This window comes from Blastococcus sp. SYSU D00820, from assembly GCF_054050695.1.
On record NZ_JBJGZW010000023.1, the window covers coordinates 54,719 to 76,544 of the forward strand.

At 75.7% G+C, this 21,826-nt stretch carries 21 protein-coding genes; 12 read left to right on the forward strand and 9 right to left on the reverse strand.

What is annotated here, in order from left to right:
- Positions 1 to 137: 137 nt before the first annotated feature.
- From ACI79R_RS19615 to ACI79R_RS19640, 6 genes are all read left to right on the forward strand, one after another.
- Positions 138 to 962 carry a TetR/AcrR family transcriptional regulator gene (locus ACI79R_RS19615; RefSeq protein WP_456575342.1) on the forward strand — a complete coding sequence of 275 codons (825 nt, stop codon included), beginning with the start codon at positions 138 to 140 and terminating at the stop codon, positions 960 to 962.
- 51 nt (positions 963 to 1,013) lie between these two features.
- On the forward strand, positions 1,014 to 1,847 hold the full coding sequence (locus ACI79R_RS19620; protein ID WP_456575343.1) for a DUF2382 domain-containing protein: 834 nt from the start codon (positions 1,014 to 1,016) through the stop codon (positions 1,845 to 1,847).
- Between the two features lie 88 nt (positions 1,848 to 1,935).
- The gene (locus ACI79R_RS19625) at positions 1,936 to 2,547 is read left to right on the forward strand and encodes a hypothetical protein (RefSeq protein WP_456575344.1); all 612 of its coding nucleotides are present in this window, start codon (positions 1,936 to 1,938) and stop codon (positions 2,545 to 2,547) included.
- 70 nt (positions 2,548 to 2,617) lie between these two features.
- Complete coding sequence (locus ACI79R_RS19630; RefSeq protein WP_456575345.1) at positions 2,618 to 3,265, forward strand: GNAT family N-acetyltransferase; 648 nt, start codon at positions 2,618 to 2,620, stop codon at positions 3,263 to 3,265.
- A gap of 63 nt (positions 3,266 to 3,328) precedes the next feature.
- Positions 3,329 to 3,688, forward strand: coding sequence for a YciI family protein (locus ACI79R_RS19635; protein WP_456575346.1), 360 nt, complete (start codon positions 3,329 to 3,331; stop codon positions 3,686 to 3,688).
- A 5-nt stretch (positions 3,689 to 3,693) separates the two neighbouring features.
- The gene (locus ACI79R_RS19640; protein ID WP_456575347.1) at positions 3,694 to 4,950 is read left to right on the forward strand and encodes an RNA polymerase sigma factor; all 1,257 of its coding nucleotides are present in this window, start codon (positions 3,694 to 3,696) and stop codon (positions 4,948 to 4,950) included.
- Here ACI79R_RS19640 and arfB read toward each other — a convergent pair.
- Both arfB and yidD read right to left on the reverse strand, forming a co-directional pair.
- Positions 4,922 to 5,362: an alternative ribosome rescue aminoacyl-tRNA hydrolase ArfB gene (gene arfB / locus ACI79R_RS19645; protein WP_456575348.1), complete on the reverse strand. Its 441-nt coding sequence runs from the start codon at positions 5,360 to 5,362 to the stop codon at positions 4,922 to 4,924. The genes ACI79R_RS19640 and arfB overlap by 29 nt on opposite strands.
- Positions 5,363 to 5,405: 43 nt before the next feature.
- Positions 5,406 to 5,948, reverse strand: coding sequence for a membrane protein insertion efficiency factor YidD (gene yidD, locus ACI79R_RS19650; protein WP_456575349.1), 543 nt, complete (start codon positions 5,946 to 5,948; stop codon positions 5,406 to 5,408).
- A 52-nt stretch (positions 5,949 to 6,000) separates the two neighbouring features.
- Here yidD and mmuM point away from each other — a divergent pair, with 52 nt between their 5' ends.
- Complete coding sequence (mmuM, locus tag ACI79R_RS19655; protein WP_456575350.1) at positions 6,001 to 6,945, forward strand: homocysteine S-methyltransferase; 945 nt, start codon at positions 6,001 to 6,003, stop codon at positions 6,943 to 6,945.
- A gap of 81 nt (positions 6,946 to 7,026) precedes the next feature.
- Here the strand turns inward: mmuM and ACI79R_RS19660 are convergent, their stop codons facing one another.
- Positions 7,027 to 7,884, reverse strand: a complete 858-nt coding sequence (locus tag ACI79R_RS19660; protein WP_456575351.1) for an SDR family oxidoreductase — start codon at positions 7,882 to 7,884, stop codon at positions 7,027 to 7,029.
- 434 nt (positions 7,885 to 8,318) lie between these two features.
- Between ACI79R_RS19660 and ACI79R_RS19665 the strand changes: the two genes are divergently transcribed.
- From ACI79R_RS19665 to ACI79R_RS19680, 4 genes are read left to right on the forward strand one after another with little or no spacing between them, the layout of a single operon-like run.
- Positions 8,319 to 10,874: a DEAD/DEAH box helicase gene (locus tag ACI79R_RS19665; RefSeq protein WP_456575352.1), complete on the forward strand. Its 2,556-nt coding sequence runs from the start codon at positions 8,319 to 8,321 to the stop codon at positions 10,872 to 10,874.
- Positions 10,871 to 11,656 (forward strand): sulfite exporter TauE/SafE family protein, encoded by a 786-nt coding sequence (locus ACI79R_RS19670; protein WP_456575353.1) that lies wholly within the window; start codon positions 10,871 to 10,873, stop codon positions 11,654 to 11,656. The genes ACI79R_RS19665 and ACI79R_RS19670 overlap by 4 nt, the downstream gene beginning before the upstream one ends.
- Positions 11,653 to 12,423, forward strand: a complete 771-nt coding sequence (locus ACI79R_RS19675; protein ID WP_456575354.1) for a sulfite exporter TauE/SafE family protein — start codon at positions 11,653 to 11,655, stop codon at positions 12,421 to 12,423. Before ACI79R_RS19670 ends, ACI79R_RS19675 begins: the two co-directional genes overlap by 4 nt.
- 18 nt (positions 12,424 to 12,441) lie before the next feature.
- Positions 12,442 to 13,173, forward strand: a complete 732-nt coding sequence (locus ACI79R_RS19680; protein ID WP_456575355.1) for an ANTAR domain-containing protein — start codon at positions 12,442 to 12,444, stop codon at positions 13,171 to 13,173.
- Here ACI79R_RS19680 and ACI79R_RS19685 read toward each other — a convergent pair.
- The 6 genes from ACI79R_RS19685 to ACI79R_RS19710 form a co-directional block, all read right to left on the reverse strand.
- Positions 13,163 to 13,867, reverse strand: coding sequence for a hypothetical protein (locus tag ACI79R_RS19685; RefSeq protein WP_456575356.1), 705 nt, complete (start codon positions 13,865 to 13,867; stop codon positions 13,163 to 13,165). The genes ACI79R_RS19680 and ACI79R_RS19685 overlap by 11 nt on opposite strands.
- Before the next feature lie 71 nt (positions 13,868 to 13,938).
- Complete coding sequence (locus ACI79R_RS19690) at positions 13,939 to 15,612, reverse strand: alpha-amylase family protein (RefSeq protein ID WP_456575357.1); 1,674 nt, start codon at positions 15,610 to 15,612, stop codon at positions 13,939 to 13,941.
- Positions 15,609 to 16,154, reverse strand: a complete 546-nt coding sequence (locus ACI79R_RS19695; RefSeq protein ID WP_456575358.1) for a GNAT family N-acetyltransferase — start codon at positions 16,152 to 16,154, stop codon at positions 15,609 to 15,611. Before ACI79R_RS19695 ends, ACI79R_RS19690 begins: the two co-directional genes overlap by 4 nt.
- Positions 16,151 to 17,164 (reverse strand): TIGR03885 family FMN-dependent LLM class oxidoreductase, encoded by a 1,014-nt coding sequence (locus ACI79R_RS19700; RefSeq protein ID WP_456575359.1) that lies wholly within the window; start codon positions 17,162 to 17,164, stop codon positions 16,151 to 16,153. The genes ACI79R_RS19695 and ACI79R_RS19700 overlap by 4 nt, the downstream gene beginning before the upstream one ends.
- A 64-nt stretch (positions 17,165 to 17,228) precedes the next feature.
- On the reverse strand, positions 17,229 to 18,809 hold the full coding sequence (locus ACI79R_RS19705; RefSeq protein ID WP_456575360.1) for a putative bifunctional diguanylate cyclase/phosphodiesterase: 1,581 nt from the start codon (positions 18,807 to 18,809) through the stop codon (positions 17,229 to 17,231).
- 79 nt (positions 18,810 to 18,888) lie between these two features.
- Positions 18,889 to 19,842, reverse strand: a complete 954-nt coding sequence (locus ACI79R_RS19710) for a MerR family transcriptional regulator (RefSeq protein ID WP_456575361.1) — start codon at positions 19,840 to 19,842, stop codon at positions 18,889 to 18,891.
- Here ACI79R_RS19710 and malQ point away from each other — a divergent pair.
- A complete protein-coding gene (gene malQ / locus ACI79R_RS19715) occupies positions 19,841 to 21,778 on the forward strand; it encodes a 4-alpha-glucanotransferase (protein WP_456575362.1) in 1,938 nt (645 codons plus the stop codon). The two genes, ACI79R_RS19710 and malQ, sit on opposite strands and share 2 nt — an antisense overlap.
- The last annotated feature ends 48 nt before the right edge of the window (positions 21,779 to 21,826 follow it).

The window sequence follows — 21,826 nt, forward strand, 5'->3', positions numbered from 1 at the left end:
CCGGTTTCCCCCCGTGGGCACCGGCGTCAACACCGGGTTCCGCTCCGCTCACAACCGGGCACTGCAGGGAGTGCGGACGGGCGGGCACGACCGACCAGCGAGGATGTCCCGGGGGGCCGACGAGCCAGGAGGTACCAGTGGGCGACCGCGAGGACGGCCGGGACGCGCCCGACGAGGAGCTCGGCACGGGCGCCGACGACCCCGACGCCCCGCCGGCGCGCGGCGGGGCGGCCGCCGTGCTGCCGGCCGGGCCGCCCACCACCGGCCGCCCGTCGCTGGACCGGCGGCGCATCCTCGGTGCCGCGGTGCAGTACATCGACGAGCACGGTCTGGCGGCGCTCACCATGCGGCGGCTGGGCCGCGCCCTCGGCGTGGAGGCGATGGCCCTCTACCGCTACGTCCCCAGCCGGGAGAACCTGCTGGACGGCGTCGTCGAGAGCGTCATCGACGAGCTGTACGGCGACCCCGACGTGCACCTGGAGGCCGCGCACGGCTGGCAGGACTACCTGCAGCGGCTCGCCCACGGCGTCCGGCGCATCGCCCTGGCGCACCCGGAGGTCTTCCCCCTCGTCGCGACCCGCCCCCCGGCCGCGCCGTGGATCCGCCCGCCGCTGCGCAGCCTCCGGTGGGTCGAGTCCTTCCTCGTCGCGCTGACCCGCAGCGGCTTCTCCGAGGACTCGGCCGTGGCGGCCTACCGCGCCTACAGCAGCTTCCTGCTGGGTCACCTGCTGCTGGAGGTCTCGCAGAAGGGCGTGCCGGTCAACCACGAGGACGCGGGCGTCGGCACGCCGGGCGTGGCACCCGACCTCAGCGGGTATCCCACCGTCGTCCGGCTGGAGTCGCTGCTGTCGCTCGACGAGTCGGCCGCGGAGTTCGAGGAGGCCCTGGAGAACCTGCTGGGCCGCCTCGAGGAGATGCGCCGCGAGGGCCGCAGCCCACGCCGTCCGGAGTCCTTCCGATGAACGTGGGACGACGCCCGTTTACAACGTAAACCCACCGGGCACGGAGCTGCCATGATCACTGAGCAGTCCATCAGCAGCCTCATCGGCAGCACCGCCGTCGGCCCCGAGGGCAAGATCGGCACGGTCGGCGAGGTGTACCTCGACGACTCGACCGGCCGCCCGGAGTGGGCCACCGTGCGCACCGGCCTGTTCGGCACCAAGGAGGCCTTCGTGCCCCTGGCCGACGCCGACCTCGCCGGCGGCGAGCTGCGCGTGCCCTACGACAAGAAAATGGTGGCCGGCGCGCCGCACCACGACGTCGAGGGCCACCTCTCCCCGTCGGAGGAGGCCGACCTGTACCGCTACTACGGCCTGGACGGCGGCCAGTCCGTGGCCGCCGCCGTCGGCACCGTCGACGGGCCGCCCGCCGCGGGCACGACCTCCGGGATCACCGCCGACACCACCCGCGACACCGGCACCCGCGGCGCGGTCGGCCACGACACCTCCGGCCCGACCACCGACAACGCCATGACCCGCTCCGAGGAGCGCCTCGCCGTCGGCACCCAGCGGGTCGAGTCGGGCGTGGCCCGGCTGCGCAAGTACGTGGTCACCGAGAACGTGACCGAGACCGTGCCGGTCTCCCGCGAGGAGGTCCGGGTCCAGCGCGAGCCCATCACCGACGCCAACATCGGCAACGCCCTCGACGGCCCGGCGATCTCCGAGGAGGAGCACGAGGTCACGCTGCACGCCGAGCGCCCCGTGGTCGCCAAGGAGGCCGTGCCGGTCGAGCGCGTGCGCCTGGACACCGAGACGGTGACCGACACCGAGACGGTCAACGACACCGTCCGCAAGGAGGAGATCGAGGTCGACACCGACGGCCGGACCGGGCCCACCGGGCGGGCCTGACGCCTCGCGGGGCGGGATCCGTCCGGGTCCCGCCCCCCGCTCGACCCGGTGGCCCCCGGCCACCGGCACCTCCGGAGGAAGGCACCCCGTGAGCACTCCCCTGTCCGACAGCGGCACCGGGTCCGCCGGCGCCCACCCCACCCGGGGCCCCGCCCGCGACGCGGTCGCCGCCCAGCACGAGCGGTTCGGCGGCATCAAGTGGGGCGCGGCCTTCTTCGGCTGGCTGTCGGCCAACGGCCTGGCGGTCATCCTCGTCGCCCTGCTGTCCGCGGCCGGCGTGGCCATCGGCCTGACCCAGGGCCTGCCGACCACCGGCGAGGCCACCGAGCAGGCCGGCACGATCGGGATCGTGGGCGGCATCGTGCTGCTGGTCGTCCTGTTCCTCGCCTACCTGGCCGGCGGCTACGTCGCCGGGCGGATGGCGCGCTTCGACGGCGTCCGCCAGGGCATCGCCGTGTGGGTCATCGGCCTGCTGGTCGTCGTGCTGCTGGCGGTGGCCGGCATCGTCTTCGGCGCGCAGTACAACGTGCTGCAGCGGCTGGACCTGCCGCGCATCCCGATCGACGAGGGCACCGCCACCACCGGCGGGATCATCGCGCTGGTCGCCGTCCTGCTGGCCACCCTGCTCGGCGCCGTCCTGGGCGGCCGGCTGGGCACCCGCTACCACCGGAAGGTCGACCGCGCCGGATTCGACGCCTGAACCGGCCCCCTCCCCGGCGAGGGTCGGCCCCGCGCACCGGGGCCGGCCCTCGTCGTGGTCTCATCGCCGGGTGGACGGCGACCCGACGACGGTGCAGATCGGGGTGCCCTCCGTGCGCCCGGCCGAGCAGCGGGACGTGCCGCGCATCGCGGCCACCCTGACCGTCGCCCTCGCCGACTCCCGGTGGACCCGCTGGGCGCTCCCCGAGGACGGCCGGGTGCAGCGACTGACCCGCCTGCACGAGCTCGACGCCGGCCACCGCGGCGTGGCCACCGGCACCGCGTGGGTCACCGAGGACGTCACCGCCGTCGCCACCTGGGAGCCGCCGCCGGGCGCACCGGGCACGCACCCGCTGCCGGCCGACGTCCGCGCCGCCCTCCAGCGCGAACTCCCCTACCTCGCCGCCTCCCGCGCCGACGCCGTCGCCCGCACCCGCGAGCTGGTCGACGCCGCGCGTCCCGCCGAGCCGCACTGGTGGCTGACCCACCTCGCCACCCGGCCGAGCGCCCGCCGCCGCGGGCTGGGCCGTGCGGTCCTCGCGCCCGTGCTCGCCCGCTGCGACGCCGACGGCGTGCCCGCGGCCGCGGCCTGCACCACCTGGGCGTCGGTGCGCTTCCTGCGCGGCTCCGGCTTCGAGGTCTCGCTGGCCACGCACACCGCCGACGACGAGCTGCCGCTGTGGATCGTCGTCCGGCCGCCGGGTGTCGAAACCGGCTGAGCCCGTTCGTACAGAGGGTGGACGGGCCGCAGCCGAGCGGCCCGCGACGGATGGGAGATCGCCATGCCGCACTACCTGCTGACCGTGGTCCAGCCCGGCGACGGGACGCCGCCGCCGCCCGAGGTGCTCGAGCCGATCATGCGCGACACCGACGCGGTGCACCGGGCGATGGTCGACGCCGGCTGCTGGGTGTTCGGCGGGGGGCTGCACCCGCCGGCCGCCGCCACGACCCTGCGCCCGCGCGGGGACGACGTCCTGGTCGTCGACGGGCCGTTCGTGGAGGCGAAGGAGCACGTCGGCGGGTTCTCGGTCATCGACGTCCCGGACCTGGACGCCGCGCTGGCCTGGGCCCGGCGGCTGGTGGCCGCCACGACCCTGCCGATCGAGGTCCGCCCCTTCCACGAGGGCTCCGGCCGCCCCTGACCGGCATGCCCACCGCCGACGTCGAGGGCGTCTTCCGCGAGGTGTACGGCCGCGCGGTCGCCACCCTGACCCGCCTCCTCGGCGACATCGACGCCGCCGAGGAGGCGGTGCAGGACGCCTTCGTCACCGCCCTGCAGCGCTGGCCGGCCGACGGCGTCCCGGCCAGTCCCGCCGGCTGGATCGTCACCACGGCCCGCAACCGGGCCGTCGACCGGCTGCGCCGGGAGGCCACCCGCGACGCGCGGCACGCCCGTGCCGCCGCCGAGGCCGCCCTGCTCACCGGCCCCGGCTCCCCGCCCGAGGAGGACCGTCGCGAAGGAGACGCGGTGCGCGACGACCGGCTGCGCATGCTGTTCACCTGCTGCCACCCCGCGCTGGCCCCGGCCGCCCGGGTCGCCCTCACGCTGCGGCTGGTCGGCGGGCTCACCACCGCCGAGATCGCGCACGCCTTCCTGGTGCCCGAGCCGACGATGGCCCAGCGGCTGGTCCGCGCCAAGGCCAAGATCCGCGACGCGCGCATCCCGTACCGGGTGCCGGCCGCCGCCGACCTGCCCGAGCGGCTGTCCGGGGTGCTCGCGGTGGTCTACCTGATCTCCACCGAGGGGCACACCGCCAGCTCGGGGGACCGGCTGCTGCGCACCGACCTCAGCGCGGAGGCCATCCGGCTGGCCCGTGCCCTGGCCGAGCTGATGCCCGACGAGCCCGAGGTGCTCGGCCTGCTCGCCCTGCTGCTGCTCACCGAGTCGCGGCGGGGGGCCCGCGTCACCCCGGACGGGGCGCTGGTGCCCCTGGCCGAGCAGGACCGCCGGCTCTGGGACCGGGCGCTGGTCGCCGAGGGCCAGGACCTCGTCCGCCGCTGCCTGCGCCGCGGTGCGCCCGGGCCGTACCAGGTGCAGGCGGCGATCCAGGCGGTGCACGCCGACGCGCCCACCGCGGCGGACACCGACTGGCGGCAGGTGGTCGCGCTCTACGACCACCTCATGGTCCTGACCCCCTCCCCCGTCGTCGCGCTCAACCGGGCAGTGGCCGTGGCCGAGGTGGCCGGCCCGGCGGCCGCGCTCGAGTCGCTGGAGGAGGTCGACCTGCCGCGGTCGCACCTGCTGCCCGCGGTCCGCGCCGACCTGCTGCGCCGGCTGGGCCGCCGCGACGAGGCCGTCGCCGCCTACGACCGCGCGCTCGAGCTGGTCGGCAACGGCGCCGAGCGGAACTTCCTGCGGCGGCGGAGGGACGAGCTCAGTCCCAGGACCGACGCCCGCGCTTGAGCTCGCCGCGCTGCTTCTTCGCCGCGATCCGGCGCTCCTGCGAGCCGCGGGTGGGCTTGGTGCGGCGCCGCGCCGGCGGCGGCGCGGCCAGCGCGGCCCGGAGGACGGCGGCCAGTCGCTCCCGGGCGGCCTGCCGGTTGCGCCGCTGCTGCCGGTGCTCGGACGCGGTGACGGTGAGGACGCCGTCCACCAGCCGGCCGCGCAGCCGCTCGGCCAGCCGGGCCCGCTGCCCCTCGGTCAGCCCGGGGATCTCCAGCGGCGCGACCGACAGCTCCACCCGCGAGTCGGCGGTGTTGACGCCCTGGCCGCCGGGGCCCGAGGAGCGCGAGAACCGCCAGCCCAGCGCGGCCGCGGGCACGACGACGGAGCCGGCGACCGGGAGGTCGGCGGTCGGGTCGTCGTCGGCGGGCACCGGAACAGTCTCCCCGGGCCCCGCAACCGGATTCCCCGAGCGGTCAGACGGCGGCGGGCACGGGATCGGCGCCGCGTGCGCCGCCCGGCCGGCAGCGCAGGAGCCGGCGCACGGTCAGCCAGGTGCCCCGGCCCGCGCCGTGCCGCTCGATCGCCTCGACGGCGTAGGCCGAGCAGGTCGGCGTGAAGTGGCAGCAGGGCGCCCGCTTCGGGCTGATCTCCCGCTGGTAGACCCGGACGGCGGCCACGAGCCGCTGGGCCAGCCGGGCACCGCGCTCGCCGGTGCCGGCGGCCGAGACGCGCCGGGCGGTCGCCGGCGCCAGGAGGACGGCGTCCATGCCGCAGCCGATGGCGTTGGCCAGGCAGCAGCCGGTGTTGAGGAACAGCAGGTCGCGCAGGCACGAGTCGTTGCCGCCGCGGTAGCGCGGGCCGTATCCGTAGCCGTACCCGGGCGGCGGACCGTAGCCGCCCCGGCCGTAGCGCGGGCCGTACCCCTGGCCGTAGCCGGGCCCGTACCCGGGGCCGCCGCGGTACCCGCCCCGGCGCCGTCCACGTCCGCCGAACCCGCTGCCCCAGATGAAGACCATGGTCCGATCCTGCGGGGCGGGCGCGGACGGCGCAGCGCGGGAGGATGGGCCGGTGACCGCCGAGACGCTCCCCGCCGCGCTGGCCGAGGGCGTCGTCGTCCTCGACGGCGGGCTGTCCACCGAGCTGGAGGCGCGCGGCGCCGACGTCTCCTCCGCGCTCTGGTCGGCCCGGTTGCTGCGCGACGACCCGGCGGCGGTCGTGGCCGCGCACGCCGCGTTCGCCGCGGCCGGCGCGCAGGTGGCGACGACGGCGAGCTACCAGGCCACCGTCGAGGGCTTCGCCACCGCCGGGCTGGACCGCGACGAGGCGCTGCGGCTGGTGGCCCGGTCGGTGGCGCTGGCCCGCGAGGGAGCGCCGGCGAGCTGGGTGGCCGGCTCGGTCGGCCCCTACGGCGCGATGCTGGCCGACGGCTCGGAGTACACCGGCGCCTACACCGCCCCCGACTGGCCGGGCCGCAGCGGTGGCGGGCTCACCGTCGCCGAGCTCCGGGCGTTCCACCGCCCGCGCATGGCGGCGCTCGCTGAGGCCGGCGCCGACGTGCTGGCCTGCGAGACGGTGCCCGCGGCCGCGGAGGCCGAGGCGCTGCTGGCCGAGGCGGCGTCGCTCGGCGTCCCGGTGTGGCTGTCCCTGACCACCGTCGTCGGATCCGACGGCGTCGCGCGCACCCGCCGCGGCGAGCCGGCGGCGGAGGTGTTCGCGCTGGCCCGCGGGCTGCCCGGCGTCGTCGCCGTGGGCGTCAACTGCACCGAGCCCGCCGGGGTCGCCCCGGCGCTGGCCGCGGCGCGGGCGGCGGGCACGCCGCTGGTCGCCTACCCCAACAGCGGGGAGGGCTGGGACGCCGCGGCCCGGCGGTGGACCGGCTCCGGCGCGAGCGCGGCCACCGAGGCGCCGGCCTGGGTGGCCGCCGGCGCCCGGCTGGTGGGCGGCTGCTGCCGGGTCGGCCCCGAGCAGCTCCGCGCGCTGGCCGCCGCCCTGCCACACGATCAGGGTCCCTGATCGTCCGGGGTCCTCCCCGGCGGTGCGCGCCCGGGGAGGACCCGAGATGGCCAGGGACCCTGATCGTGTGCGGCGGCCCCCCTAGAGGATGGGGTTGCCGCCCGTCACCGCGACGCGGGCGCCCGACACGTACGACGCCTGGTCACTGGCCAGCAGCACGTAGACCGGCGCCAGCTCGGCCGGCTGCCCGGCCCGCCCCAGCGGCACCTGCTGGCCGAAGCTGCCCACCTTCTCCGGCGGCATGGTCGAGGGGATCAGCGGCGTCCAGACCGGCCCGGGTGCGACGCTGTTGGCCCGGATGCCCTTGTCCGCGTACATCTGCGCGAGGCTGGCGGTGAAGTTGGCGATGCCGGCCTTGGTCATCGCGTAGGGCGCCAGGTTGGGGCTCGGCATGTCGGAGTTGACCGACGACGAGTTGATGATCGACCCGCCCGCGGGCATGTGCGGGATGACGTCCTTGCAGAGCACGAACATCGCGGTGAGGTTGGTGGCCACGGTGTGGTCCCACTCCTCGTCGGAGACCTCCTCCAGCGTGTCGTGGCTCATCTGGAACGCCGCGTTGTTCACCAGGACGTCGACCTTCCCGAACTCCTCGACGGCCCGGGGGATGATCGTCTTGGCGTGCGCGCGGTCGGAGAGGTCGCCGGGCACCAGCACGCACCTGCGGCCGGCCTGCTCGACGTGGCGGGCGGTGTCCTGCGCGTCCTCGTGCTCGCTGAGGTAGGAGATGAGGACGTCGGCGCCCTCCCGGGCGAAGGCGATGGCGACCGCGCGGCCGATGCCGCTGTCGCCGCCGGTGATGACCGCCGCCTTGCCGGTGAGCTTGCCCGACCCCTCGTAGGTCTCCTCGCCGTGGTCGGGCTTCGGGTCCATCTCGCCCAGCGTGCCGGGCGGGGTCTGCTGCTGCTCGGGCTGGGACTCGGGGCGGGGTGACGACACGGGTGCCTCCTGCGGCGTACGGGAGCGGCGGCGGGGTGCTGCTCCCCCGCTGTCCGCGGTCCCGCCTACCCGCGCGACCGCCCGGGAACCCCCCGGACAGCACGGAACCGGCCGGACGAGGCGTCCGGCCGGTTCCCGTGTGCGCTGCGGATCAGGCCGCGCGCGTGCCCTGCTGGTGCGCCGCCGTCGGCAGCTCCCAGCGCATCTCCATGTGCCGGTGCCCCGCCCTGTCGACGACCGGCACCCACCGCACCAGCGGTCGCTCCTCAACACGCATCGTCGCGCCACCTCTCGTTCACTTGTTGTTCACCTTCTGACCTTAGTCGGTTCACCGCACACATCGCGGGAGGTGATGTGACCGTTTCGTGACCGAACCGGTCCGCGCCGGTGCCTGCGCGGGAAGCGGAGGGACGTCGGGCACGCTGTCCCTCACGATGACCGCGACCGCTCCCCTCCCCCTGCTCGACGACCCGGGTGACCTGACCGCGCTGCGCACCCGCGGCACCGACCCCGACGAGCTGTTCACCGCCTTCGCCGGCTGGGCCGAGGCGGGCGGGACGACGCTGTACCCGCACCAGGAGGAGGCGCTGATCGAGCTGCTCAGCGGCGCGCACGTCGTCCTGGCGACGCCGACCGGCTCGGGCAAGTCACTGGTGGCCACCGGCGCCCAGTACGCGGCGCTGGCCGCCGGCCGGCGCAGCTACTACACCGCCCCGATCAAGGCGCTGGTCAGCGAGAAGTTCTTCGCCCTGTGCGGCGTCTTCGGCGCGGCGAACGTCGGCATGCTCACCGGTGACGCCGCGGTCAACCGCGACGCCCCCGTGATCGCCTGCACCGCCGAGGTGCTGGCCAACATCGCGCTGCGCGAGGGCGCCGACGGCATCGGCGACGCGCTCGTGGTCATGGACGAGTTCCACTTCTACGGCGACCCCGACCGCGGCTGGGCCTGGCAGGTGCCGCTGCTGGAACTGCCGAGGGCGCAGTTCCTGCTGATGAGCGCCACCCTGGGCGACGTCACGTTCCTGCGCGAGGACCTCACCCGCCGCACCGGCCGGCCGACGGCGCTGGTGGCCAGCGCGCAGCGCCCGGTGCCGCTGCACCACTACTACGCCACGACGCCGATGCACGAGACGATCCAGGAGCTGCTGGACACCCAGCAGGCGCCGGTCTACGTCGTCCACTTCACCCAGGCCTCGGCGCTGGAGCGCGCCCAGGCGCTGATGAGCGTCAACGTCGCCAGTAAGGAGCAGAAGGCGGCGATCGCCGACATGATCGGCGGCTTCCGCTTCTCCTCCGCGTTCGGGACGACGCTGTCGCGGCTGGTCCGCCACGGCATCGGCGTGCACCACGCCGGGATGCTGCCCAAGTACCGGCGACTGGTGGAGCAGCTCGCGCAGGCCGGGCTGCTCAAGGTCATCTGCGGCACCGACACCCTGGGCGTCGGCATCAACGTGCCGATCCGCACCGTCGTCTTCTCCGCGCTGTCCAAGTACGACGGCACCCGCATGCGGCTGCTCCAGGTGCGCGAGTTCCACCAGATCGCCGGCCGCGCCGGGCGGGCCGGGTACGACACCGCCGGCACCGTCGTCGTCCAGGCGCCGGAGCACGAGATCGAGAACCTCAAGCAGTTCGCCAAGGTCGCCGACGACCCGAAGAAGCGCCGCAAGCTGGTGCGCAAGAAGGTGCCCGAGGGCATGGTGCCCTGGAGCGAGTCGACGATGCGCCGGCTGATCGAGAGCGAGCCGGAGAAGCTGACCAGCCACATGCGGGTGTCGACGGCGATGCTCCTGGACGTCGTCGACCGGCCGGGCGACCCGTTCGCGGCCATGCGCCGGCTGCTCACCGACAACCACGAGCCGCGCAAGCGCCAGCTCAAGCTGATCCGCGAGGCCATCGGCATCGCGCGGTCGCTGCTGCAGGCCGGCGTCCTGGAGCGGCTCCCGGAGCCCGAGCCGGACGGCCGCCGCTACGACCTCACCCTCGACCTGCCCGAGGACTTCGCGCTCAACCAGCCGCTGTCGACCTTCGCGCTCGCGGCGATCGACCTGCTCGACGAGGACTCCGACACCTACGCCCTGGACGTCGTCAGCGTCATCGAGGCGACGCTGGACGACCCGCGGCAGATCCTCGCCGCCCAGCTGAACAAGGCCCGGGGCGAGGCGGTGGCCCAGATGAAGGCCGAGGGCATCGAGTACGACGAGCGGATGGAGCTGCTCGAGGAGATCAGCTACCCGAAGCCGCTGGACGAGCTGCTCACGCACGCGTACGACGTCTACCGGCAGACCAACCCGTGGGCGGCCGACGCGCAGCTGTCGCCGAAGTCCGTCGTCCGGGAGATGTGGGAGCGGGCGCTCACCTTCCGGGAGTTCGTCACCACCTACGGGCTGACCCGGTCCGAGGGCGCGGTGCTGCGCTACCTGTCCGACGCGTTCAAGGCGCTGCGCTCGGGCGTGCCCGCCTCGGCGCGCACCGAGGAGGTCACCGACCTGGTCGAGTGGCTGGGCGAGCTGGTGCGCCAGGTCGACTCCTCGCTGCTCGACGAGTGGGAGGCGCTCACCAACCCCGACGACGGCCCGGTCGCCGAGGTCGCCGTCCCCGCCCGGCCGCGGCCGCTCACCGGCAACGAGCGGGCGTTCACCGCGATGGTGCGCAACGCGCTGTTCCGGCGGGTCGAGCTGTGGGCCCGGCGGCGCTGGTACGACCTCGGCGAGCTGGACTCCGCCGCCGGATGGGACGCCGACCGGTGGGGCGAGGTGGTGCAGGCCTACTTCGCCGAGCACGCGGAGCTGGGCACCGGCGCCGACGCGCGCGGTCCGGCGCTGCTCATCTGGGACAAGGGCAAGCCCGGCGTCTGGCGGGTGCGGCAGATCCTCGACGACCCCGAGGGCAACCACGACTGGGGCATCGACGCCGAGGTCGACCTCGAGGCCAGCGACGAGGAGGGCGCGGTGGTGCTGCGGGTGGTCGACGCGGGCAGGAAGGACGCTTGACCCCCTGGGAGATGGTCGCGATCGCCGCCGCCGGGCTGGCGGCCGGCTCGATCAACGCCGTCGTCGGCTCGGGGACCCTGGTGACCTTCCCCGTCCTGCTCGCCGCCGGCCTGCCGCCGGTGACCGCCACGGTGTCCAACAGCCTGGGCCTGGTGCCCGGCAGCATCGCCGGCGCGATCGGCTACCGCCGCGAGCTGGCCGGCCAGCGCCGGCTGCTGCTCACCCTGCTGCCGGCCTCCGTGCTCGGCGCGCTCACCGGCGCCTTCCTGCTGCTGCACCTGCCGGCCGGAGCGTTCGAGACGGTGGTGCCCGCCCTGGTCGGCCTGGCCGTCGTGCTGGTGGCCACCCAGCCGCTGCTGCAGCGCGCGCTGCGCCGCCGGCAGGAGCGCGCCGGCACCGACCCCGGGACCCGCCTGGGCCCGGCCCGGCTGGCCGGGCTGGTCGTCGGCGCCTACGCCACCGGCAGCTACGGCGGCTACTTCGCCGCCAGCCAGGGCGTGCTGCAGATCGGCGTCTTCGGGCTGCTGCTGCGCGAGTCGCTGCAGCGGCTCAACGCCATCAAGAACGTGCTCACCTCGGCGGTGAACGCCGTCGCCGCGCTGGCCTACATCGTCGTGGCCACCGACCGCGTGCACTGGGCCGCGGCCGGCTGCGTGGCCGGCGGCTCGGTGGTCGGCGGCTGGCTCGGCGCCCGGTTCGGCCGCCGGCTGCCGCCCGCGGTGCTGCGGACGGCGATCGTCGTCCTCGGCATCGTGGCGATCGTCGTCCTGGTCACCCGGTGACCGTGCTGGAGGCGGCGCTGCTCGTCCTCGCCGGCGTCGGGGCCGGGCTGACCGGCAGCATCGCCGGCCTCGCGTCGCTGATCAGCTATCCCGCGCTGCTGGCCACCGGCATCCCGCCGGTCACGGCCAACGTCTCCAACACCGTGGCGCTGGTGCTGAACAGCGTGGGCTCGGTGAGCGCCTCGGGGCCGGAGCTGCGCGGCCAGGGCCGGCGGCTGCTGCCGCTGGGCGTGGCGGCGGTGCTCGGGGGCGCGGCCGGCGCGGTGCTGCTGCTGGCCACCCCGTCGGACGCCTTCGAGCGCATCGTGCCCTTCCTCATCGCCGCGGCCTCGGCAGCGATCCTGGTGCAGCGGCCGCCCCGCGAGCTGGCCGCCGAGGGGGCCCGCGCGCACGGCCGCGGGGCCCGCGACCCGCGCTGGCTGCCGGCCGCGGTCTTCGCCGTGGCGATCTACGGCGGCTACTTCGGCGCGGCCGCCGGCGTGCTGCTGCTGGCCACGTTCCTGCTCTCCACCGGGGAGGGCGTGCCGCGCAGCAACGCGCTGAAGAACGTCGTCCTCGGCATGGCCAACGGCGTGGCCGCGGTGGGCTACGTGCTGTTCAGCTCGGTGGCCTGGTCGGCGGTGCTGCCGCTGGCGGCCGGGCTGCTCGTCGGCGGGACCATCGGGCCCCGGATCGTGCGGCGCAGCCCGCCGGTGCTGCTCCGCCGGGTCATCGCCGTCGCCGGGCTCGGGCTCGCGGTCCACCTGGGCGTGCAGGCCTTCGGCTGAGGCCGCAGGCTGCCAGCCATGACGACCCAGGACCCGGCGGAGCGGTTCCTCGACCTGCTGCGGGACCCGGCACCGGAGGCGCTGTCGGGCCCGGAGATGGCGCCGACCCGGCTGGCCCGGGCGGTCGCCGCGGCGGTGCCGGTCGACGGCGCGGCGCTGAGCATCCACGAGGGCTCGGGCCTGCGCACCCCGATCGGCGCCAGCGACGCCACCGCCGCGCACGCCGAGCGGCTGCAGTTCACCGCCGGCGACGGCCCCTGCCTGCGGGCGCACGACACCGGGACGGCGATCGCCTTCGACCTCGACGACATCGCCCGCAACTGGCCGGAGCTGCACGCGGCCATGCACGGCGAGACGCCGTTCCGGGCGGTGTTCTCCCTGCCGCTCGCGCCCCCGCTGGGCCCGACGGTCGTCCTCGACCTCTACGGCCGGGCGCCGGACCGGCTCAGCGGCCTGGACCGGGACGACGTCGACGCGGTCGTCGACTGCCTCACCGAGGAGCTGGTGCGGATCTCGGCCGAGGACGGCCTGGCCCGGTGGTGGGAGACGCCCGACGCGGTCAGCCGGGCCCGCGTCTGGCAGGCGACCGGGATGCTGTCGGTGGTGCTGGGCACCGACGTGGTCGACGCCCTGGCGGTGCTGCGGGCGCACGCGTTCGCGGCCGGCCGGGTGGCCGACGACGTCGCCGCCGACCTGGTCGCCGGGCGGCTGGACCCGGCCGAGCTGCGCGACCCCGGCGTCAGCGGCTGACGTAGGCCGACAGGAAGAGCACGAAGGCGCTCGAGGCCAGCAGCAGGCGGGCCGGCGTCAGCCCGTTGAGCAGGCCGGCGGTCGCCTCCACCCACGCCGGGCGGACGGCGGCCTCCCGGGCGCCGCGGCGCACCAGCCGCACCTCGTCGGCCAGCAGCGCCCCGGCCGCCCCCAGCATGGTGAGCCCGACGACGAGGAAGACCAGGGACAGCCCCGCACCGAACCCGTCGGCGCGACCGGCCAGGACCGCGACGGTCACCAGCCCGGCCACCAGCCCGAGCAGCGCGCCGGCCACCGGCGCCCACGGGCCCATGCGGGTCAGCGGGTCGCGCCGGCGGGCACGGACCCGGGGCTGCCCGGTCACCGGCGCGGTCGGGTGCGGATCGGCGGGCGGCCCGGGCGGGTCGGTGAGCGCCCAGGCAGCCACCGGGCCGGCGGGCTCCGGCTCGGGCGCGGCCTCCGGCGCGGGACCGGGCGCCGGACCGGTCACCGGGGGCCCCGGCTCGCCGGGCGGCACCGGACCGCCGTCCCCCGCGGAGAGGGCCGGGACGCCGTCCTCCGGCGCAGGGGGCCGCGCCGCCGTGGCACCGTGCGGCTCGGCCCGGGAGCCGAGGCCGAAGTACGGCGGGATCGGGCCGGTGGGGACGTTGACGCCGGCCGGGACAGGGGCCGGGGCGCCGGGATTCTCGGACATCACGCGTCACGCTAGGGCGCACCCGCCCCGGTTCCGGGGAGCCCGGCGCGTGTGTCGACAGGTCGACTCGTCTACAGCAGCCGGCGGCTGTCCTCGGCGACCACGCGCAGCCAGCGGTACCCGTAGCCCTCCAGGGCCAGCTCGACGGCGCCGTCCTCCCCCACCGGGGTCGACCGGGTGATCAGCAGGTCCTCCAGCCGGTGCGAGGCGTCGCAGCCGGGGAGGGTGAGCGGCACCGTGCGCGGCTCGGCTCCCAGGTTGTGCACCGCGACCAGTGCCCCGTCGTCCCAGGAGCACAGGTGCGCCAGCACCGCCGAGTGCGGCTGCTCCAGCACGGTGAACGTGCCCCAGCCCAGCTCCGGGGACTCCCGGTAGCGGCGGATCAGCAGCTTCATGAACGACAGCAGCGAGTCCTCGTCGCGGCGCTGGTCGGCGACGTTGACGAACTCCGGCGCGAACCCGCCGGACACCACCGGCCCGGGCAGCCGGTCGGAATCGGCGTCGGAGAAGCCGCCGTTGCGCCCGGCGGTCCACTGCATCGGCGTCCGGACGGCGAGCCGGCCCTCGGCATCGAGGTCCTCCCCCATGCCGATCTCCTCGCCGTAGAACAGCACCGGGGTGCCGGGCAGCGAGAACAGCAGGCTGTAGACCATGCGGATCCGCCGGGGATCGCCGTCCAGCATCGGGGGCAGCCGGCGGCGCAGGCCGCGGCCGTAGACCTGCATGCGCTCCTCCGGGCCGAAGGCGGCGAAGACCTCCTGCCGCTCGTCGTCGGAGAGCTTGTCCAGGGTCAGCTCGTCGTGGTTGCGGACGAAGGTCGCCCACTGGCTGTCGGGGCCGACGGCGGGCCGGGCGGTGAGCGCCTCCGCCAGCGGCCCGGCGTCCCCGCGGGCCAGCGCGAGGTAGGTGGCCTGCATGCCGATGAAGTCGAACAGCATGGTCAGCTCGTCGCCGTCGCTGCCGCCGAAGAACTCCGCCTGCTGCTCGTGGGGCAGGTTCACCTCGCCGAGCAGGATGCCGTCGCCGGTGCGCCGGCCGAGGAACGAGCGCAGGGACCGCAGGTACTCGTGCGGATCGGGCAGGCTCTCGGCATCCGCGCCGCCCTGGGTCTCCAGGAAGAAGGGGACGGCGTCCACGCGGAAGCCCGACAGCCCGAGCTGCAGCCAGAAGCCCATGATCTTGGCGACCTCGTCGCGCACCCGCGGGTTGGTGACGTCGAGGTCGGGCTGCTCCTTGTAGAAGCGGTGCAGGTACCACTGGCCGGTGGGCTCGTTGTAGGTCCAGATGCTGTCCTCCTGGTCGGGGAAGACCACCTGGTCGCTGGTGTCCGGCGGCTCGTCGTCGCGCCAGACGTAGAAGTCGTGGAACGGCGCGTCCCGGCTCTGCCGGCCCTGCTGGAACCACGGGTGCTGGATCGAGGTGTGGTTGACCACCAGGTCGGCGATCACCCGCATGCCGCGGTCGTTGGCGGTGCGGATGACCTCGACCAGGTCGCCGTGGGTGCCCAGCCGCGGGTCCACGCCGTAGAAGTCGGTGATGTCGTAGCCGTCGTCGCGCTCGGCGGTCGGGTAGAAGGGCATCAGCCACAGGCAGGTGACGCCGAGGTCGGCGAGGTGGTCCAGCCGCTGCGCCAGGCCCGCGAAGTCGCCGCAGCCGTCGCCGTTCCAGTCCAGGTAGGTCTCGACGTCCAGGCAGTAGACGACGGCGGTCTTCCACCACAGGTCGGCCGTGTCGGTGATCTTCACGCCGGGGTGCTCCCCTCTCCTCGGGGCGGCCCGGCCAGCCGCTGGAACAGCACGTGGTCCTGCCACCGGCCGGCGATGCGCAGGTACTGCTCGGCCAGGCCGATGCGGGTGAACCCGTTGCGCGCGAGCACCCGCTGGGAGGCCAGGTTGTCCACCAGGGTGCCGGCCTGCAGGCGGTGCAGGCCGTACTCCCCGAACGCCAGGTCGATCATCGCCGCGGCCGCGGCGGTGGCCACGCCCCGGCCGCCCACGTGCCGGGCCACCCAGTAGCCCAGGTCGCCGGACTGGAACGGCCCGTGGACGACGTTGTTCACGTTGACCCGGCCGACCAGCTGCCCGTCCAGCAGGATGACGCCGGGGATGACGCCGCCGAGCCCGTGCAGCTCCAGCAGGCGGGCGGTGTCCCGGCGCTGGAACCCCTCGGTGTAGTAGTCGTCGCTGCGCTCGGGGTCGGTGGGCGCGAGGAACTCCCGGTTGGCCACCAGCAACCGGGTGAGCTCCGGGACGTCGTCCTCCCGGAGCACGCGGACGGTGACGGTCACGCCGGAGCCGGACGGCGCACCGGCTCCACGGCCACCGCCGGCGGCGGCGCGGTGACGCCGAGCTGCGGCAGCACCTTCGCTCCGAACGCGTCGAGGAACGGCCGCTGCTCCTTGCCGACGTGGTGCAGGTAGACGTGGTCGAACCCCAGCTCCACGTACTCGGCGATCCAGGCCGCGTGCTGCCCGAGGTCGGCCGACACCCGCACCGCCGAGGTGACGCCCTGCGGGGTCACGTGCGCCGAGGCCTGCTCGAAGGCCTCGGGGCTGTCGAGGTCCCAGCACAGCGGCGGGGGGAAGACGTTGCTGCGCCACTGCTCGTGCGCGATGGCCAGCGCGCGGTCCTCGTCGGGATCCCAGGACACGTGCACCTGGATCACCAGCGGCCCGCGGCCGCCGGCGTCCCGGTAGGCGGCGACCATCTCGCGGAGCGTGTCGTGCGGCTGGTTGATGGTGACCAGCCCGTCGGCCCAGTCCGCGCCGCGCCGCGCCGTCGCGACGCTGACGGCCGGGCAGATCAGCGCCGGCTGCTGCTCGGGGAGCGTGTAGACCTTCGCCCGGTCGACGGTGACCAGGCCCTCGTGGGTGACCTCCTCGCCGGCGAGCAGCGCGCGGATGACGTCGACGCACTCGCGCAGCCGCTGGTCGCGCAGCTCCTTGCGCGGCCACTTGTCACCGGTGACGTGCTCGTTCATCGCCTCGCCGCTGCCCAGCGCCACCCAGAAGCGGCCGGGGAACATCGCGCCGAGGGTGGCGATGGCCTGGGCGACGATCACCGGGTGGTAGCGCTGGCCGGGGGCGTTCACCGCGCCGAAGGGCAGCGACGTGGTGGCCAGCGCGGCGCCCAGCCACGACCAGGCGAAGCCGGACTGCCCCTGGTCGCGGTTCCACGGCGTCAGGTGGTCCGAGCACATCGCCGCGGTGAAGCCGACCTCCTCGGCGTGCCGGACCGCGGTCAGCAGGTCGGCGGGGTGGACCTGCTCGTGCGAGTTGTGGAACCCGATCACCGTCATGGGCCGATCCCACCGGAGAGCGCCGGTCCCGGCCACCGGACGAGGTGGTCTCGGAGCCGGGGCGTCAGGCGGGGGTCGCGTCCCGGTCCGACGGCGTGGCGCCCGGCTGGCCGAGCAGCAGCAGCTCGGCGTCGGTGTGCTCCAGCGGCGCGGCGAACAGGAAGCCCTGGGCCAGGCCCACGCGGCCGTCGCGCAGGTGGGTGCGCTCGCGCTCCAGCTCGATGCCCTCGGCGACGATCTCCAGGTCGAGGGTGTGGCCGAGGTTGATCAGCCCGCGCAGGATCGCCGGCATCGCCTCGGCGTCGTCGATGGTGCTGACGAACGACCGGTCGATCTTGAGGATGTCGACGGCGAACTGGCGCAGGTGCGACAGCGACGAGTAGCCGGTGCCGAAGTCGTCGAGGGCCAGCTTCACGCCGAGCGCGCGGAGCTGGGCCAGCCGCTCGGCGGCGAGCACCGGGTCGCGGACCAGCACGGACTCGGTGAGCTCCAGCACCAGCGCCTCCGGGGGCAGCCCGCTGGCGGCCAGCGCCTCGCGGACGGCGTCCACCAGGCCGGCCGAGGCCAGCTGCGACGGCGACACGTTGACCGCCATCGACAGCTCGCTGCTGCCCGGGTGGTCCCGCCGCCAGGCCGCCGCGGAGGTGGCCGCCTCCCGCAGCACCCAGCGGCCGATGTCGACGATCAGGCCGATGTCCTCGGCGACCGGCAGGAACCGCTCGGGGAGGACGACGCCGAGCGTGGGGTGGTCCCAGCGCAGCAGCGCCTCGAAGCCGACCACGCGCTCGCTGCCGAGGTCGACCACCGGCTGGTAGACCAGCCGGAACTGCTCGCCCGGCAGCGCGGCCAGCAGGTCCTGCTCCAGCTGCAGCCGCTCGGCGGCGGCCGAGCGCATCTGCGGGTTGAACACGACGTAGCGGCCGCGGCCGGCGCCCTTGGCCCAGTACATGGCGTTGTCGGCGTCGCGCAGCAGCGAGCTGGCGGTGGCCGCGACGTCGCCGGTGGCGATGCCGATGCTGGCCGACACGCTCACCCGCTGGCCGCCGAGGTCGATCTGCTGCTCGAGGGCCGACAGCACCCGCTCGGCGATCCGCGTCGCCTCGGCGACGCTCTGGCCGGGTGCGTGCTCGACGAGGATGGCGAACTCGTCGCCGCCGAGGCGGGCGAGGGTGTCCTCGGTGCGCACCGCACCCTGCAGGATCGCCGCGACCTCGCAGATGAGCCGGTCGCCGGCCGAGTGGCCGAGGGTGTCGTTGACGTTCTTGAAGCCGTCCAGGTCGAGGAAGACGACGGCGACCTCGCCGGCGCTGCGGGCGGTGCGGCGCAGCGCCAGCTCCAGCCGGTCGGTGAACAGCGCGCGGTTGGCCAGTCCGGTGAGCACGTCGGAGAAGGCCAGCGCGGCGAGGTCGGCGGCGGCCCGCCGCTCCCGGCAGCGGGCCGAGCGGAACGCCGCCGAGGCGACGGCGGCCACGGTGCCCACCGCCAGCGCCAGCTGGGAGAGGACGGCCGGCGGACCGCCGGTCCAGCCCGCTGCCGCGACCTGGGCGGTGACCAGCACCGCGGCGGCGGCCCAGGCGGCGGGTACGCCGGGATCGCGGCCGCCGGGTGCGTGCGGATGGTCCTGCGGTCGAGCGTCGGGGTCCACGGGAGCGGCCTTCCTCGGGGAGGGTTCGCCCTCGGCTACGGCAGCCCGGCGCCCCGACCGGAGCCGGACCGGCGGCGGCTCACCCGGCCGGGTGAGGCCCCGCCGCCCGCAGCGCCGCGATCCACCAGTCGACCGCCGGCACCGACGGCTCGAACGCCGGCCACCCGTTGAGCACGCCGAGCAGCTGCCAGTAGCGCTCGACCCGGGCATCGGTGAACGTCGCCAGCCGCTCGGCCAGCCGGGCGCGGCGCCCCGGGTCGGCGGGCCGGCCGTCGTCGAGCAGCTCCGCGACCAGCGCCTCGGCCGCCGGCGAGCCGGGCGCGACGCCGTCGGCCAGCGCCTGCCGGCCGAGCGCCTGCAGCCGGCCGGCGTCGGCGCCGAGGGTGTCGGGCTCCTCGGGGGTGGCCCCCGCGCCGGCGAGGGCCATCTCCCGCACCCGGCCGGCGAACTCCGGGTCGGTCACCAGCCGGGCCAGCTCCAGCCACGCGGCGACCTGCTCGGCCGACGGCTGCTCGGGCAGCTCGGCGGGCAGGCTGCGCATGCCGGCGGCGATGCCGGCGCCCGGCGCGTCGTCGGGGACGCCGTCGAACGCGCGGGTGACGAAGTCGTCGATCAGCTGCTGCCGCTCGCGGGCGGACAGCGTGGCCAGCTCGTGCACGAGCCCCAGCTCCTCGGTCGGTGGATCGGTGGTGGCGAGGACGCGCAGCAGCGTCCGGCGCAGCCGCAGCAACCGGATCTCGGCGTCCAGGGCGCGGACGTGCTCGGCGGCGACCTCGGCGATCCCCCGCCGCCGGGCCAGCAGCTCCCGGATGGCCGCCAGGCCCAGCCCCAGCTCGCGCAGGGTGCGCACGAGGTCCAGCCGGGCCAGGGACGCGGCGTCGTAGAGCCGGTAGCCGCCGGCCGAGCGGGCCGGCGGGTCGACCAGCCCCTCGTCGGACCAGAAGCGGACGGTGCGCACCGGCACGCCGAGCCGGCCCGCGACCTGCCCCACCGTGAGCCCGGGCGGCACCGCCGGTCCTGCGCTCGTCCCCATGGCCCGACAGTGCACCTTCCAGCCGGTGGAGGGTCCAGCGAGACCGGCACCACTGTCGGCTTGCACTGCGCGCAGCCGGACCGCTGGGGAGTATCGAGGGGTGACACGCACCCCGACGACCGACGAGTGGGGCATCGACGCCAGCTGGCTCGACGCCTTCGACGAGGAGCACGAGGTCGCCTCGACCACGATCGAGAAGCTGCGGGAGGTGATCGGGACGCCGCCGGCCGACCTCGAGGACCGCGCGCCGATCGTGGCCCGCCCCGGCGACGTGCTGGAGGTCGACGAGGCCGAGGTGCAGCTGGAGGAGGGCGGCACGCGGCACGTGGACGGCGAGCTGCCCGAGGACTTCCCGCTCGGCTACCACTGGCTGCAGGTCCCGGGTGGTCCCCGCCGGCGGCTGGTGGTCACCCCGGGCCGGTGCTGGCTGCCCGAGCGCACCTGGGGCTGGGCGGTGCAGCTGTACGCCGCCCGCAGCCGGCAGAGCTGGGGCATCGGCGACCTCGGCGACCTGCGCGCGATCCGCGAGATGGCCGCCGACCAGGGCGCGGGCTTCGTGCTGATCAACCCGCTGCACGCCGTCGCCCCGACGCCCGGGCAGGAGGCCAGCCCCTACCTGCCGGCCACCCGGCGGTTCCGCAACCCGATCTACCTGCGGGTGCCCGAGGTGCCCGGCGCCGGTGCCGTCGACCTCGAGGCCGACGCCGGCCGCGCGCTCAACGACGGCGAGCTGATCGACCGCGACGCGATCTGGGCGCGCAAGCGCGCGGTGCTGCGCCGCGTCTTCGACGCCACCGGCCGCGACGACCCGGCCTTCCCCGACTGGTGGTGGCACCAGGGGCAGCCGCTGCAGGACTGGGCCACCTGGTGCGCCCTCGCCGACGAGCACGGCCCCGACTGGCACACCTGGCCCGAGGAGCTGCGCGACCCGCGCAGCGAGGCCGTCGGCCGGTTCGTCGCCGAGCGCGAGCGGGACGTCGCCTTCCACGCCTGGCTGCAGTGGGCCATGCACCTGCAGCTGGGCGCCGCCACCGAGGGCATGACCGTCATCCAGGACCTGCCGATCGGCGTCGCCGGCGGCGGCGCGGACGCCTGGACCTGGCAGGACGTGCTCGCCTCGGGCGTGAGCGTCGGCGCCCCGCCGGACGAGTTCAACACCCAGGGCCAGGACTGGGGCTCGCCGCCCCTGGTCCCCTGGCGGCTGCGGGCGGCCGACTACGAGCCGTTCGTCCAGTCGATCCGCGCCACGATGGCCGGCGCCGGCGGGCTGCGCATCGACCACGTCATGGGCCTGTTCCGGCTGTGGTGGGTGCCCTCGGACGGCAGCGCCGCGGACGGCGCCTACGTGCGCTACCCCGCCGAGGACCTGCTCGGCATCGTCGCGCTGGAGAGCCACCGGGCGCAGGCCCTGGTGGTCGGCGAGGACCTCGGCACCGTCGAGGAGGGCGTGCGCGAGGCCATGGCCGAGCACGGCGTCCTGTCCTACCGCCTGCTGTGGTTCGAGGACGACGCCCCGGCGGAGTGGCCGACCGAGGCGATGGCCGCGGTCAGCACCCACGACCTGCCCACCGTCGCGGGCCTGTGGACCGGCGCGGACGTCGCCGAGCAGCGGGACCGCGGCCTGGGTTCCGACGAGGAGCTCGAGCGCGGCCGGGAGTCGCTGCTGGGCCGGCTGCGCGGGGTGCGGAAGAACGCCCGGCCGGAGACGGCGGTGCGCAAGGCCTACGAGTCGCTGGCCACGGCGCCGTCGCTGCTGCTGTCGGCCACGCTGGAGGACGCCGTCGCCGACGAGCGCCGGCCCAACATGCCCGGCACCACCGACCGGCCCAACTGGTCGCTGCCGCTGCCGGTGCCGGTCGAGGACCTGCCCGGGCACGACCTGGTGACGGCGGTGGCCCGGACCCTGGCCGAGGGCGCGGCGCGCGGCACCGGCTGACCGTCCACGGCCCGCGGCCCGGGTCCGCCCGCGAGGGCGGCCCGGGCC

Bases quoted from the DNA above. Each gene is read 5' to 3' on its own strand.
- ACI79R_RS19620 (WP_456575343.1), top strand. From the start codon at position 1,014: ATGATCACTGAGCAGTCCATCAGCAGCCTCATCGGCAGCACCGCCGTC.
- ACI79R_RS19635 (WP_456575346.1), top strand. From the start codon at position 3,329: ATGCCGCACTACCTGCTGACCGTGGTCCAGCCCGGCGACGGGACGCCG.
- ACI79R_RS19640 (WP_456575347.1), top strand. From the start codon at position 3,694: ATGCCCACCGCCGACGTCGAGGGCGTCTTCCGCGAGGTGTACGGCCGC.
- yidD (WP_456575349.1), bottom strand. From the start codon at position 5,948: ATGGTCTTCATCTGGGGCAGCGGGTTCGGCGGACGTGGACGGCGCCGG.
- ACI79R_RS19665 (WP_456575352.1), top strand. From the start codon at position 8,319: ATGACCGCGACCGCTCCCCTCCCCCTGCTCGACGACCCGGGTGACCTG.
- ACI79R_RS19680 (WP_456575355.1), top strand. From the start codon at position 12,442: ATGACGACCCAGGACCCGGCGGAGCGGTTCCTCGACCTGCTGCGGGAC.
- ACI79R_RS19685 (WP_456575356.1), bottom strand. From the start codon at position 13,867: ATGTCCGAGAATCCCGGCGCCCCGGCCCCTGTCCCGGCCGGCGTCAAC.
- ACI79R_RS19700 (WP_456575359.1), bottom strand. From the start codon at position 17,164: ATGACGGTGATCGGGTTCCACAACTCGCACGAGCAGGTCCACCCCGCC.
- malQ (WP_456575362.1), top strand. From the start codon at position 19,841: ATGGCCCGACAGTGCACCTTCCAGCCGGTGGAGGGTCCAGCGAGACCG.
- ACI79R_RS19710 (WP_456575361.1), bottom strand. From the start codon at position 19,842: ATGGGGACGAGCGCAGGACCGGCGGTGCCGCCCGGGCTCACGGTGGGG.